We start from the raw sequence: 14,557 nt of genomic DNA on the forward strand, positions 1-14,557 counted from the left end.
GCTTGCTTGCATATGTTCAAAAAAAGCATTTTTTATCATAAGATATAACGTTTTGAATTTCATATCGTTGTGATGATATGTTTGTATAATGCCTGACCTATCATTTTCTAAATTTTTAAAAAGCGTTTTTAAAAACGATTTTATCTTTAAATCTTTTATGCAATCTTATAAATGAAAACCTATAAGCTTATAACAGTTTTAAACGATTATCTTCTTATAGGATAATCTAATGTTACTATAACATCCTTAGATTTTGCGCTCGCAAGTTTGGTAAATGTTAATTTGTTCTTTGTTATGCGATTAAGAATCCAATCATTAAAATAAGCTGTTTTCTTTAAACGTATGGTATTGAAAATTTCAAACGATTGCGTTTTTAACAATGCGATTTTGAGTGATAAAAACGTATCATAAAATTTATGAACTGTTATGGATGATAACTGCTTTTCATTTCATTTGAATACACACATGCGTTATAATATTTACATCATGATTTGCTTTTTATGGTCTATTCATACATGGCAATTGTTTATACAAAATGGTCAAATGAATCATGCATAAAAGGATGGATTCTTAAGTGGACTCATATCAAATAATTGCAAACAACATATTGACTTTGTTGCATTTTTTGATATTATATCTTTTAAGTCGTTCTAGACACAAACCTTTCCATTGCTTGATAAGTTCTAACCCTTCTTTGGATATCTTTCTCATCTAAATCTTCCATAAAAAAGCCCCACAAACGTGAGGCTGGATTAAAATCTTTTTTTATAATCTCTATTGGCTATGCTCTTTGATCAACTTCTTCAACGCTAAAGCCAAGTTGAAAAAGCGGCGCATATTCGCTTGCCTGTAATTCATACTGACAACGCTTTTCTACAAAATCTCCATTGAGATCAGACGGCATTTCGGTTGTCATACAAACCCTATACGTATCATCTTCTCCCCCCCTCTTCTCCTTCTTGAAGCTCTTTAACAAAGACTCAATAAAAACGCACTGTTTCAGTTTTATTAAATTCAAGCATGTTCAGATAATCTTGCTTTGTATTTAAATGCTCTGGATAATCGATCATCTACCCCTCCTAAACAAAATGACGAAGACGGCTACATCCACGGGTGCCTAATTGTTCTTTGTCTCTAGCAGAAGAGACGTTAGCACGTGCAAAATGTCCACTCTCTGCACCATGACTCCAACTTCCGCCTCCTGATAACCACCTCATTTCTAGCCTAGACTGCTCCTATTCGTTATTTGCATAGGAAATGTTCCGGATAAAAACTGCCAAACATAACCGCAACCACCTTCACAGCCTATATGAGAGATCATACAACGTTTTGCCGTATCAACGTGACCACCTGAAATCTTAGGAGAAGGTGCCTTCTTTCCTACAATACTCGTCTTATCATTTCTGCCAATAGCTGAAGAAAATTCCACATCACTGAGTAAAGACTTCTTTTTTCTTTAAGCAGCAGTAGCAAAATCTGCGTTTCAAAATTTAACTGTGACGAACCGGTAGTAATGCTATTGCTGCATTTGCTGATGATGTATCGCATCAAGAATAAGGAATGAAGGCACATATTGTTCACCATCACCTTTTTGATTAACGCCACGACGACTAAAAGGCAATGTTTGATGAGAAAACAGAGCTATCGTAGGCTCTTTTCCACTTTATATATAGTGTAACTGACCTGCATCTTCAGTAAAATTACCACCGCGACCGTAAATCAATTGCGATAAGACACCATAGGCGCTTAATCCGATCCTTTGCATCAACATACGAGATTGAAGCGCTACAGAGTCCAGCTGTTCGATTAAATGAAGCATTGAATAATAGTCTAAAAGCGCGTTTCTCATTTGATGAGCAGTCACAAACTGTTGCAAGCTATCATCATGCTGAGAATATACATTCTTACCACGGTCTGTCGTGATATAAACGAAATCTGCACTGTAATGATAGCCGTCTGCCAGAACAACCGTTTTCTGGACAAAGATGAAGATTTTCAGCTCTTTGTCGGATCTCCTTAATACGAATATAGGAAGGTAAATTCTGCGTGAACTCTCTGTAAGCCCAAGATAGATGCCTAACAAACAACGTGATAAATAATCATTTTCTTTGATCTCTCTCCCATCATATTTTGTACGAGAAAAAGCATCGTTAATATTACGACAACCTTGTTGAAGAGCCAAAAATTGGGCCCTTTACGAATAGGACCTATCTCCTTCAAGGTATCATTAACAAATAAAGTAATTTGGCAGGCTGGTTGTGTTAACTAACAAATAATCGGGCTGGTGCACACTATGCACGCCAATTCCCATCTCGTTGGGATCAATCAATAAAATATCAATATCTTCAGAAAATGGATAATGGCAATAAAGCATGAGAAAACGTTCGAGAATATTGATCTCACAAGGGACAACGCCCAAAATAGCAACTGTAGAGTGAAGCATATTCTTATCTCTCTATTAAAACAGCTCAATCTTCATAAAAATACTTCAAAAATTTTAGTGAAGGTTGAAAATTTATCAGCGCCATCCATCTTTTACAAAGACAATATTGACAAATTTCAGCAGCTGCAAAGAGTGCTACGGCACCACAGATAACTGAAAATATAACAGTATATGAACCAAATCGCATAAGACCCCTCAATAAAGGTCCCAGTATTTGGCCAAAACTGTAAGTTAATGCAACAAATCCGTATAGATTTACGCCATGCGGTACACGTAAATACTTGGCTAGCGGCATAACCAAAGAGGTCGTTCCCATAAAAATGAATCCAAACCCCAGGCAACTGAAAATTACCAAAACCGGAAATTGGCTGAAGAGTGTTAAATTAAAATGCACCCGCCTTGGATGATAAGCAAATTGAGCATAAGACAATGTAATACTCTCCACCGATGTGCCGCCCATAACCCAGATAAAACAACTGAGAACAATGGCACTTCCAACAAGCGACCATAAGTAACTGGAAAGGAGTTGGAAATTAAATGTTTTAGCCATTAGAGGAAGATATGTCGCGACAATAATATAACCAAATCCGGCTAGCCCATAAAGGAGAGCAAGTTGTTACCAAAAAATATTTTCATGCGCGAACGGTACATTAACAGAAAGTTGGGATTCATCAATACGCCGTGGGAACAGAAGAAATAACAAGAGCAGCAATATATAAAGACATTAAGCCGACTCCAAACCAAATATTGTCCGCGTCAAGCGCCTTGCTCAACCCCATAATAACATATTCATTCCCCAGGAGAAGCCCCACTCCTACACCTGCATAAAGCGAAGCAATAATTCGCCCATTATGGCTATACTGCATAACCATAATAGAATCAAACTATCATTGCTGCACTCGCAATTCCAGCAGCAAAACGGATCAAAACAACTAAGTAAAAACTTGTTGTTAACGCCATGGAGATAATAAGTACACTCGTCACTATGGCTGCAGCAAATAACATGCGAGGAGCAAAAAATGTATTCCCAATTCTACCAAACGTAAAGAACATACTCCCAACTAAATAACCACCATAATTAGTACTGGCTATATAAGAAAGCTGATTAAAGGTAAACAATCCCTTATCCAACATAACTGGAAATATAGATGTATAGAGAAACCGCTCAATCCCCATCCCAAAAACCATGATAACCATACCGAAGAGAGAGATTTTTAAAGAATTTAAATTTGGATAGTTACTTTTTCCCCCACTCTTTATTATTCCCTTAACTGTTTATATTCCCATCCTCATCCCATCTCACCATCACAGCCTTTAGCTCAGAGAATAAAAAGCAGATCAATCTATTTTAACAATCATCACAACATATTTAACGTTTTAGTGTCAACATCACTGAATCAGTTACATCATAACTGATTGAATTAAATGAATTTTTATGGTATATATGTGAATCTTGCTTTTTTATTTTGATATCCCAAATGCTTAGGTAAAAAATAGAGATGCAGTCGTCAATTTTACTGCTCTTAAAGTTGTTTGCTTATTTACTACAAAGCTTAATAAACAACTCAAATAGTCATTTTCATAAAGAGGTAACTCAATTCTTTTAAGGAATATTGTTATTGAGATGTAATATGGAGTTGAAAAGTTTGGTGCACCCGACAGAATTCGAATCTGTGACCTCTGCCTTCGGAGGGCAGCGCTCTATCCCGCTGAGCTACGGGTGCTTCACGCTAATTACTAAAATCAGTTGTAGTCTTTTAACTAATGGTACTCTCAGCTTCAATATTTAAATGACCATTTTAATAAAAAAATCACTTATTTGTAAATTATCTAACGATACAATCTTCTTTCTTTTCTACGATGATACTTTATCTTGAAATAGCTTCTCTTTTTGTCTTCAATACTCTTTTTATTATAAAAAGGGCTTTTATTGCAACTTCAAAACTCTCAAAAAATACGTTACAAGATAAATTACAAGTATCAGGATAATTTTAAATGACTAAATTACCAAGCCGCTTTCATTTTATTTCTGCAGAGACTGAGGAAGCTATTAAAGCTACTCATAAATTGATTTCCGTTTATGGTCATTCTTCTCTGGAAGAAACTGATATTGTTGTTGCTATTGGCGGTGATGGAACAATGTTACAAACCGTACGAGACGTTATGAATACTGGAAAACCTATTTATGGCATGAATCAAGGTTCTGTAGGATTTCTTATGAATGAATTTCATGAAAAAAAATTGCCCAATCGTATTGCCATTGCCCATAAAAAAGAAATTCATCCCTTGCGCATGATTGCACAAGCTGAATGTCAAGGATCTATAGAAGCGCTTGCAATTAATGAAGTTTCTCTCTTTCGACAATCTTATCAAGCAGCAAAAATTCGCATCAGTATTGATAATAACGTGCGCATGGAACAATTAAGTTGTGATGGTGTCCTCGTCGCAACACCAGCAGGATCAACCGCCTATAATTTATCAGCACAAGGGCCTATTCTCCCCCTTATGGCCCCCCTCATGGCCCTTACTCCCGTTAGCCCTTTTCGCCCTAGGCGTTGGCATGGCGCATTGCTTCCCGATACAGTAACGGTGCGTTTTGATATGCTCGAATCCGACAAACGCCCTGTTAATGCTGCTGCTGATAATGTTGAAGTTAAATCTGTCCATTCAGTGACGATTTCAATGGCAACAGAAGTAACAGCTTCAATCCTTTTTGACTCAAGTCATTCATGGGATGAGCGCATTTTATCAGAACAATTTCGCTATTAATGATTGTATTATGCGCTTTATATGTATATGATTGTTATAGTTTAATTTTTTGTGAAAGCATCTTAACACTCTTTTAAGAGTGTAAAATATTAGTTGTACTTATCATTGAGAGTGCGCAGTTAAAATCACAGAGCAATTGATAAAAATGGTACCATCTTTAAACAATTTTGATGATTTAGGTCTTTCCGCAAAGGTTATTAAAGCGGTAAAATCAGTGGGATATACAGTGCCAACACCTATTCAAAGTGAAACAATTCCGCATGTCCTTCAAAGAAAAGACGTTCTAGGAATCGCTCAAACGGGAACAGGTAAAACTGCCTCTTTTGTATTGCCTATGCTTACTCTCCTTGAAAAAGGTCGTGCAAGAGCACGAATGCCCCGTACGCTCATCTTGGAGCCAACAAGGGAAATTGCGGCCCAAGTTGAAGAAAATTTCGATAAATATGGCGTAAATCATCGTTTAAATGTTGCTCTTTTAATTGGGGGGGTTTCTTTTGAACACCAAGATCGTAAACTTGAACGAGGAGCGGATGTTCTTATAGCAACACCAGGGCGTCTTCTTGATCATTTCGAGCGTGGTAAATTACTCCTGATGGGCGTTGAAATCCTTGTTATTGATGAAGCTGATCGCATGTTGGATATGGGCTTTATTCCTGATATTGAACGTATCTGTAAACTAACCCCTTTTACGCGTCAAACTTTGTTCTTTTCAGCAACAATGGCGCCAGAAATTACAAAGCTAACGAAACAATTTTTACATTCTCCCGTATCTGTTGAAGTTACAAAAGCATCCTCAACAGCGACCACAATTACACAACGGCTTGTCAAATCTGGAAATAAGTCATGGGATAAAAGAGCGGTCTTACGAGAGCTCATCCAAAATGAAGGGGCTGAGCTGCAAAATGCGATTATTTTCTGTAATCGAAAGAGAGATATCTCCGAACTTTTTAGATCGCTCGTTAAACATAACTTTAATGTCGGGGCACTTCATGGAGATATGGATCAGTATTCACGCATGAACACGCTCGCTGATTTTAAAAATAATAAACTTACGCTTCTGGTTGCTTCTGATGTTGCTGCCCGTGGTCTCGATATCCCCGCGGTAAGTCATGTGTTTAATTATGATGTTCCTACACATGCTGAAGACTATATCCATCGAATTGGTCGTACAGGTCGTGCAAATCGTAGCGGAAAAGCTTTTACAATCGTTACAGACGCTGATCAAAAATACATCAATGCCATTGAGGAAATGAGTCATGAAAAAATTGAATGGCTCAATGGAGATCTCTCGACTTTAATAACCGATGATCAAACAGAAGATAGTGTTGTAAAGAAAAAATCATTAAAATCATCAAAGAAAACTGCTCCTAAAGAACCTGTTGCCCCCCCTAAAAAGTCTGTAAAAAAGCATAAAACAGACTATATAAAAAATGCAAAGAGTAAAGAAACCCCATCTGAGCAACAACGCCCACGAAAAAATAAGAATCACACACCCCTTGGATTTGGGGATGATGTTCCTGCATTCATGCTGATAAAAACGCGTAAATAAACTCACGCTTTCCTTTTTTTAAAGTAAAATAAACAAAATGCTTTTTAAAAAAGCTTCTCTTATTTTCCAGAGAGTCTTTCTATTACCTTTTGGCGCCCTAAAAGCTGTAAAAGCTTTCCCATTTCTGGTCCATGATTCATACCTGTAAGTGCTTGACGCAATGGCATAAATAGAGACTTTCCTTTCCGACCTGTTTTTTCTTTTAAAGCTGTCGTCCAAACTTGCCAACTTTCATCCTTCAAGACACCTTCAGGTAAGAAATCAAGTGACTGCTGTACGAATGCGCGATCCTCTGGTGCAACGGTATCAAAACTCTGTTCATCATGAATGATTTTCCACCACAAGACAGCATCATTAACTTTATCAATATTGCCTTTTATCACATTCCAAAAATACTCCGCCTTTTCTCCTTCAATAGAAAGATTTTGAAGACGCATTTTAACGTCCTCATAATTTAATTCATGAACAAGGTGACTATTTAAAGTATAAAGATCAGCAATATCAAATTTTGCCACCGATTTTGATGTATTTTGTAAATTAAAATGTTCTAAAAGCGCTGCTTGATGAGGATAGGGATGCACATTTTGTGATGTTCCAATCAAAACAGCAAGACATTGAACTGCTATCGATTCAAATCCTTCTTCCCGTAGAGAACGAATAGAAAGATCATTGTTACGTTTTGAAAATCCTTTTCCTAAAACTGTCGCTAATAAATTGAAATGACCAAAAACCGGTAATTCTGCACCCAGAGCTTTAAAAAGAGCAATCTGAGCACCTGTATTTGTAACATGATCATCGCCACGAATAATATGTGTAATGGCCATATCTACGTCATCCACAACAGACGGTAATGTATAAAGATAGGTTTTATCTTCACGAATAAGAACAGGATCTGAAAGAGAAGCCAAATCAATCGTCAGCTTGCCCTTTACGGCATCATTCCAGCAAACTTCTGTTCGCTTTGTTTGCAAAGGATTATTTTCAAAATTAGGAAGAAGAAAACGCCAATGGGGTTTGCGACCTTGTGATTCAAAGTTTTTTTTCTCTTCTGCTGTCAACTTCAATGCTGCACGGTCATAAATGGGAGGCAATCTGCGTGAAAGCTGGATTTTACGACGCCGTTCTAATTCTTCCGCTGTTTCATAACAAGGATAAAGAAGACCACGTTGTTTGAGAATTTCAGCCACTTCATCATATCGATTAAATCGCTTAGATTGGTAATAAATTGCATCTGGTTGAATTCCAAGCCACTCAAGGTCAACAGCAATAGCATCGATATATTCCTGTTTAGAACGCTCAATATCTGTATCATCATAGCGCAAAATAAACTTTCCCTTATGCGCTTGCGCATAAAGCCAATTGAAAAGCGCACTACGGATATTGCCAATGTGAATATAACCTGTTGGAGAGGGAGCAAAACGAACTTTAACCATAAAAGAATACTCAATTTTTATCGCGAAAATGATTGACAATAGGATAACGACGATCACGTCCGAAATTCTTGTAACTGATTTTTACACCGGGTGCAGATTGTCGCCTTTTATATTCAGCACCATAAAGAAGCCGTTCAATTTTCTCAACAGTTTCCCGCACATGCCCACGTTGAACAATATCGTAAATACTCATGTCATTTTCTACAAGAGATTGTAAGATATCATCTAGAATAGGATAAGGGGGAAGAGAATCTTCATCTTTTTGATTTTCTCGCAGCTCTGCAGAAGGTGCTTTTTCTATAATATTGGATGGAATGACAATTCCTTTTGGTCCTTTAAAATTATGTAAGTGATTTTTATTGCGCCACTCAGCTAATGCATACACTTGCATTTTATAAATATCTTTAAGAGGATTAAATCCGCCATTCATATCACCATATAATGTTGCATATCCCACAGCCATTTCTGACTTATTGCCTGTTGTTACCACCATTGCCCCAAATTTATTTGAAAGAGCCATTAAAAGTGTACCACGTATACGACTTTGAAGATTTTCTTCCGTCACATCAAAGGACAAGCCTACAAAAAGAGGCGATGTTATATTCAAAAAAGCCTCAACAGCTTGCTCAATCGGTATGATTTCATAATGGCACCCCAAAAGATCAACACATTCTTTAGCATCTTGTAATGATTCTTGCGAAGTATAATGATAGGGCATCATAATGGTGCGAACCCTCTCAGCACCCAGAGCATCCACCGCCATTGCCGTACAAAGGGCTGAATCAATTCCTCCTGAAAGACCAAGAATAACATCCTTAAAACCGTTTTTATTAACGTAATCTTTCAAACCTAAAACACAAGCCTGATAATCAGCGGCTAATTCATTGAAAAGACTTTCATTAGGACCTGAAACACAGTGCCATCCCATCGTTGTTCGTTGCCAATGACTTAAAGAAAGATGACTGTCAAAATGTTTCATTTGAAATACCGTTTTGCCTTGTCCATTCAAGGCAAAAGATCCCCCATCAAAAACCAGTTCATCCTGACCGCCAACTTGATTAGCATAGATAACTGGCAGCCCAGATTGAAGTGCATGTGCACGAACAACGTCTATCCGCTTTTGTGTTTTATTACGATAATAGGGAGATCCATTAAGGACCAGAATCATCTCAGCCCCTTTAGTGCCAAGTTCTTTACACAAAGAGGAATCATTCCAAATATCTTCACAAATCACTATTCCCAATTTTATCCCATGATAATTAATCGGCTCAGGACGTGGTCCAGGAGAAAACAGACGCTTTTCATCAAACTCAGCATAATTAGGTAAATCAAACTTCAAGCTTTTGGCAATGACTCGCCCTTCATCAAAAAGCATGACACCATTGTAAATATGGCCATTACGCCTTAATGGGAGACCAATAACAATTCCTGGTCCGCCTACGGTTATTTTTGCTAATTTCTCAACAGCCTCTTCACATGTTTTTGTAAAAGCAGGTTTTAAAATAAGATCTTCCGGCGGATAAGCACTTATAAAAAGCTCCGTGAATAAAACAAGATCAGCCCCCTCTTTTTTGGCCGCTTGATGCGCTATCACAGCAAGAGAAAAATTCCCTTCAATATCACCGACAATAGGATTTAATTGAGCAACTGCTATCCGAAAATCATTTTTCATAAGCTTTTGTATCACTTTATCAGTTTGGCAACCACAACTTTATTCTTCATCATTGAAAATATTATTTTTTTAAAATTACCATAATGATCTAAAATAAAAGATATTAGGAAGATATTTATCTACTTACCAGCAGCCAGTGCTAATGGGTCAGTGGCACGATTCTTTTTAAGGAGTTCAGCAACAAGAAAAGCTAATTCTAATGCTTGATCTGCATTTAATCGTGGATCACATTGCGTATGATAGCGATCAGATAAGTCATCAACCGAAATAGCATGCGCCCCCCCCGTACATTCAGTTACATCACGACCTGTCATCTCAATATGAATGCCACCTGGATAGGTTCCCTCTCCACGATGCACAGCAAAAAAATTCTCTACCTCTTTTAAAACATAATCAAAGGGACGCGTCTTATAACCATTGGCAGTAATTGTATTGCCATGCATTGGATCACATGACCATATAACTTCACGCTTTTCCCGTTCAACGGCACGAATAAGTTGAGGCAGATAATTTTCAACCTTATCATAACCAAAGCGCGTAATAAGCGTAAGTCGCCCAGGTTCATTCTCAGGATTCAAAATATCAATTAATCTTAAAAGCTCATCAGGCTCAATGGAAGGACCACACTTTAAGCCTATCGGATTTTTAATGCCGCGGCAATATTCAACGTGAGCATGATCAATCTGACGTGTACGGTCACCAATCCATAACATATGGCCGGACGTTGCATACCAATTTCCTGAAGTTGAATCAATCCGTGTTAAAGCCTCTTCATAACCAAGCAAAAGTGCTTCATGACTGGTATAAAAAGATGTTTCACGTAATGAAGAATGTGTTTTGGATGTAATCCCTATGGAACGCATAAAATCAATTGCTTCAGAAATACGCTCTGCTAATAACTCATAACGTTCCCCCTGCGGACTGTTAGAAACAAAACCCAACATCCATGTATGAACATTTTCTAAATTCGCGTACCCTCCTTGTGAAAAAGCACGCAATAGATTAAGTGTTGCCGCAGATTGGCGATAAGCCATAGACATCCGCTGTGGATCTGGAGTACGAGAATCGGCTCCAAATTCAATGCCATTAATAATATCCCCCCGATAAGCAGGAAATTCAACGCCTTCTTTGCTTTCAATATCACAAGAGCGAGGTTTTGCAAATTGACCAGCAATACGACCAATTTTAACAACGGGTTTAGAACTACCAAAGGTTAAAACAATCGCCATTTGCAAAAATACACGGAAAAAATCACGGATATTATCAGCTTCATGTTCTGCAAAGCTTTCGGCACAATCTCCTCCTTGCAATAAAAAAGCCCTGCCTTTCGCAACAGCCGCTAATTCATTTTTTAAATCACGTGCTTCACCAGCAAAAACCAAAGGAGGATAGCTTCTTAGTTTTTGTTCAACATCTTCTAACATCGACTTATTTGGATAAGTCGGAACTTGTTTAATTGGCCTTTCTCTCCAAGAGTCAGGCGCCCATTCCTTTATCATTACGCTCTCTCTAAAAAATTAAGCTTCCAGCTTGGCATATCAAAAATTTTTTATCACACTAAAGGCTGTTTAACTTTCTATCTTCTTCCCATTTTCATATATATAACTTGGTTTATACATCGTTACAAATTCTTCTGCCATCGTTGGATGCACCGCCATCGTTTCATCAAAGATATCCTTCGTCAGCTTACCCTTGAGAGATATTCCGATAAGCTGTGCCATTTCACCAGCATTTTCTCCTAAAATATGAGCGCCTACAACAATACGGCTTTCACCATCAACAATGAGCTTCATAAACATTTTCTCTGAACTACCGGAAAGAACATTACGCATAGGACGAAAAACAGTACGATAAATTTCAAGACGCTTATAATGCTGTATGGCCTCTTCTTCTGAAAGACCGACTGTTCCAATTTCAGGCTGTGAAAAAACAGCTGTTGTAATTAAATCATAATCAGGTTTTGTAGGAATATTCTCAAATGCTGTCTTAACGAAACACATTGCATCATGTATCGCAACAGGTGTTAATTGAATATGACCCGTTACATCCCCCACAGCCCAAATATGGGGGATATTTGTTGTCATTTTTTCATCAACAATAATGCCACCAAACGCATTCACTTCTATACCCGCCCTCTCAAGTCCTAAACCAACTGTGTTGGGTATACGCCCCATAGCTAACATAACTTGATCGGTCTTGATCGTTTGTCCGTTGGATAAAACAACATCATAACAATTTTCCACCGCCTGCACTTTAGAAATTGTTACGCCATAGAGAATAGAAATCCCTTTTTCAATCATTGAATCGCTGAGCAATTGCCGCAAATCATGATCAAAATCACGGAGAATTAAATCACCACGGTGAAGGAGTGTTGTTTTTACACCTAGCTCATGAAAAATATTTGCAAATTCAACACCAATATATCCTCCACCAACAATAACTATTGATTTTGGAAGTTCATCGAGATCAAAAATCTCATTAGATGTCAAGCAAAAATCAGCGCCTTCTATGGTCGCATTTGATGCAACTTTCGCCCCCGTTGCAATCAAAATTTTTTCCGCAGTTACGCGCTCACCGGTAGCAGAAAGCTCTAATGTGTGATCATCGATAAAAGTAGCACGACTTTCATAAATATGTACATTGCTATTTTCTAATCCCTGACGATACAGCCCTTCTAATCTTGATATTTCTTTATTTTTAGCCTCAACCAACTTTTTCCAGCTAAAAATCGGATTCGCATATTCCCACCCAAAACCAACGCTTTTCCTAAATTCTTTTGTATATTGTGAAGCATAAACATAAAGTTTTTTGGGAACGCAACCACGAATAACACAAGTTCCCCCTATGCGATATTCCTCTGCTATAGCAACACGCTTACCAAGACCTCCTGCAAGCCGCGCTGCACGCACCCCACCAGAACCACTTCCAATAACAAATAAATCAAAATCAAAAGAGCCCACGAACCATTCCTTCTTAATTATATTTGCAACAATAAGCTAAGATCATTTATTTTCAAATGAAAATCTTTTTTCTTTTGAAGGAACATTTTTGTAATCTAAAAGAACAGACTATGAAATTAAAATATTAAAAACGGCGGAAAAACCGCCGCTCTTTAAAAATCAGAAATTGCCCATTGCTGTTATGATATCCATCAGGCTATTTTTTATTTTCTGAAGATTCTGATTTTGTAGGAATCGCAGAATCATTCAAATTAAGTGTTTCAGACATTTCTTTTTTTACATTTTCTACAAGATCCTGCATAAGAGCAGAACGCCATACATCAAATGCAGAATAGGAATCACGTGCAATATTAGGAACTTCTGTCAAAAATTTTTTACCAGTATCAGAATTATAAAATGCTGTGATTGCATCAAGCTCTTTTTGCGTAAAATATTTTGCATACACATGAGCAACCTCTTTTTCTAGATCAGAGCGCCTTTTAATTAAAGCAAGCGCCTGCTTATCAACGATATCAGAAATAGTTGTTGCCAAATTCGGATCATCACTGATCAGTTCATTTTTGAAATCGTGGACTGCATTTGGTAAAAAACTATCAAACTGATCTGTTGCATGAATAGCTCTGATTGCCTTTCGTGCAGAATCCAAATGCTGATCACTCACACCTTGCGCATGCACCATTCCAATATTCACAAAAAAAATGGTAATTGCAGCTAAGTATACGAAAAAACGCTGAAAAGAAAAGACCACTCTCATTTAATGATTACCCCAATTGCTAATTATAATTTAAATTCGTTATTCTACCCAAAATCTTTTTTATTGTGCTAACACATCACTATGTAAATGTCTTTTCTAAAAATCAAATGGCTCTAAAATTTTTATTTGACCATCAGCCATAGCGACAATTGCACGTGACGCCAACCCCAAAAAAAGACCATGCTCAACAACGCCAGGAATGGCAAGAAGCGCGTCTGATAATAATTTTGGCTGCAAAATACATCCCCAAAACGCATCAAGAATAAAATGACCACCATCTGTTTCAAAAGGCTTTTTTCCATTCATTCGCAATAAAATTTCTCCAGAAAGTCCTAAATCTTCAGCAACTTTTTCTATGGCTTTGCGTGTTGTATGGATACCAAATGAATTCACTTCTATCGGTAGCGCAAAAGCACCAAGTTTTTTGACTATCTTTGTCTCATCAGCAATAACAAGCATTGCACGAGATGCCGATGCTACAATTTTTTCATACAACAACGCTCCACCTCCCCCTTTAATAAGAGACATCTGAGGACCAATTTCATCTGCTCCGTCAATATCAAGATCCAGTTCAGGTATTTGTTCTAAAGTACGAACAGGTACCCCAAACTGACGACAGAGTTGTTCAGAATATCGTGAAGTAGCAACACCAGTTACTCGCAGCCCCTCCGCAACACGTTCACCAAGAAGACGAATAAATTCATTAACGGTTGAACCAGATCCTATACCAAGCCGCATATCATCTTCAATAAATTCAAGCGCTTTAACAGCTGCCATTTTTTTTAACTGCTGAACATCCATGAATAACTTTACCTTTTATTATCTGCAAGCAACACACACACCACCCCATTACCATCAACGATAATGATAATAAAAGGCAATCTTTTGACACAATTTATTGCAACTTAACCACCACTTTTTTGGATAGATGCTACCTATTATAGAAATATATGATAAGAATAAAATAGAATAATCAA

General features: G+C 37.5%; 16 protein-coding genes and 1 tRNA gene. 2 read left to right on the forward strand and 15 right to left on the reverse strand.

All coding sequences use genetic code 11. The annotated features are described in order from the left end of the window. Window positions 1-781: 781 nt before the first annotated feature. The 9 genes from FNZ60_RS10665 to FNZ60_RS08025 all read right to left on the reverse strand — a co-directional run bounded on the left by FNZ60_RS10665 (window position 782) and on the right by FNZ60_RS08025 (window position 4,167). Window positions 782-916 carry a hypothetical protein gene (locus FNZ60_RS10665; RefSeq protein WP_425456845.1) on the reverse strand — a complete coding sequence of 45 codons (135 nt, stop codon included), beginning with the start codon at window positions 914-916 and terminating at the stop codon, window positions 782-784. Window positions 917-1,079: 163 nt separating this feature from the next. Next, on the reverse strand, window positions 1,080-1,217 hold the full coding sequence (locus FNZ60_RS09765; protein WP_185913540.1) for a hypothetical protein: 138 nt from the start codon (window positions 1,215-1,217) through the stop codon (window positions 1,080-1,082). A gap of 2 nt (window positions 1,218-1,219) precedes the next feature. Beyond that, the gene (locus tag FNZ60_RS09770; protein ID WP_185913548.1) at window positions 1,220-1,429 is read right to left on the reverse strand and encodes a hypothetical protein; all 210 of its coding nucleotides are present in this window, start codon (window positions 1,427-1,429) and stop codon (window positions 1,220-1,222) included. A gap of 234 nt (window positions 1,430-1,663) precedes the next feature. Beyond that, window positions 1,664-2,182 (reverse strand): hypothetical protein, encoded by a 519-nt coding sequence (locus FNZ60_RS08010; RefSeq protein ID WP_246054762.1) that lies wholly within the window; start codon window positions 2,180-2,182, stop codon window positions 1,664-1,666. 45 nt (window positions 2,183-2,227) lie between these two features. Further along, window positions 2,228-2,443: an FAD/NAD(P)-binding protein gene (locus FNZ60_RS08015; RefSeq protein ID WP_142417074.1), complete on the reverse strand. Its 216-nt coding sequence runs from the start codon at window positions 2,441-2,443 to the stop codon at window positions 2,228-2,230. A 25-nt stretch (window positions 2,444-2,468) separates the two neighbouring features. Further along, complete coding sequence (locus FNZ60_RS10480) at window positions 2,469-3,020, reverse strand: YbfB/YjiJ family MFS transporter (protein ID WP_342774761.1); 552 nt, start codon at window positions 3,018-3,020, stop codon at window positions 2,469-2,471. A gap of 94 nt (window positions 3,021-3,114) precedes the next feature. Beyond that, window positions 3,115-3,315 carry a YbfB/YjiJ family MFS transporter gene (locus tag FNZ60_RS10485; protein ID WP_281280255.1) on the reverse strand — a complete coding sequence of 67 codons (201 nt, stop codon included), beginning with the start codon at window positions 3,313-3,315 and terminating at the stop codon, window positions 3,115-3,117. A 7-nt stretch (window positions 3,316-3,322) separates the two neighbouring features. Continuing rightward, window positions 3,323-3,631 carry a YbfB/YjiJ family MFS transporter gene (locus FNZ60_RS10490; protein ID WP_281280256.1) on the reverse strand — a complete coding sequence of 103 codons (309 nt, stop codon included), beginning with the start codon at window positions 3,629-3,631 and terminating at the stop codon, window positions 3,323-3,325. Window positions 3,632-4,090: 459 nt separating this feature from the next. Further along, window positions 4,091-4,167 (reverse strand) — tRNA-Arg (locus tag FNZ60_RS08025). Between the two features lie 271 nt (window positions 4,168-4,438). On the opposite strand from FNZ60_RS08025, the gene FNZ60_RS08030 reads away from it, so the two are divergent. After that, on the forward strand, window positions 4,439-5,212 hold the full coding sequence (locus FNZ60_RS08030; protein WP_142417075.1) for an NAD kinase: 774 nt from the start codon (window positions 4,439-4,441) through the stop codon (window positions 5,210-5,212). A gap of 145 nt (window positions 5,213-5,357) precedes the next feature. Beyond that, window positions 5,358-6,761: a DEAD/DEAH box helicase gene (locus FNZ60_RS08035; protein WP_142417076.1), complete on the forward strand. Its 1,404-nt coding sequence runs from the start codon at window positions 5,358-5,360 to the stop codon at window positions 6,759-6,761. A gap of 59 nt (window positions 6,762-6,820) precedes the next feature. Here FNZ60_RS08035 and gltX read toward each other — a convergent pair whose 3' ends face one another. The 6 genes from gltX to rpiA form a co-directional block, all read right to left on the reverse strand. Next, window positions 6,821-8,194, reverse strand: a complete 1,374-nt coding sequence (gene gltX, locus FNZ60_RS08040) for a glutamate--tRNA ligase (RefSeq protein ID WP_142417077.1) — start codon at window positions 8,192-8,194, stop codon at window positions 6,821-6,823. A 10-nt stretch (window positions 8,195-8,204) separates the two neighbouring features. Further along, a complete protein-coding gene (locus FNZ60_RS08045; protein ID WP_142417078.1) occupies window positions 8,205-9,866 on the reverse strand; it encodes an NAD+ synthase in 1,662 nt (553 codons plus the stop codon). 119 nt (window positions 9,867-9,985) lie between these two features. Continuing rightward, window positions 9,986-11,365, reverse strand: a complete 1,380-nt coding sequence (locus FNZ60_RS08050; protein WP_142417079.1) for a class II 3-deoxy-7-phosphoheptulonate synthase — start codon at window positions 11,363-11,365, stop codon at window positions 9,986-9,988. Between the two features lie 69 nt (window positions 11,366-11,434). Continuing rightward, window positions 11,435-12,826, reverse strand: coding sequence for a glutathione-disulfide reductase (gene gor / locus FNZ60_RS08055; RefSeq protein ID WP_142417080.1), 1,392 nt, complete (start codon window positions 12,824-12,826; stop codon window positions 11,435-11,437). A 196-nt stretch (window positions 12,827-13,022) separates the two neighbouring features. After that, complete coding sequence (locus tag FNZ60_RS08060) at window positions 13,023-13,580, reverse strand: DUF2059 domain-containing protein (RefSeq protein ID WP_142417081.1); 558 nt, start codon at window positions 13,578-13,580, stop codon at window positions 13,023-13,025. Window positions 13,581-13,676: 96 nt separating this feature from the next. Further along, the gene (gene rpiA / locus FNZ60_RS08065; protein ID WP_142417082.1) at window positions 13,677-14,381 is read right to left on the reverse strand and encodes a ribose-5-phosphate isomerase RpiA; all 705 of its coding nucleotides are present in this window, start codon (window positions 14,379-14,381) and stop codon (window positions 13,677-13,679) included. Between the last annotated feature and the right edge of the window lie 176 nt (window positions 14,382-14,557).

The organism is Bartonella massiliensis, assembly GCF_902150025.1.
Lineage (GTDB): Bacteria > Pseudomonadota > Alphaproteobacteria > Rhizobiales > Rhizobiaceae > Bartonella > Bartonella massiliensis.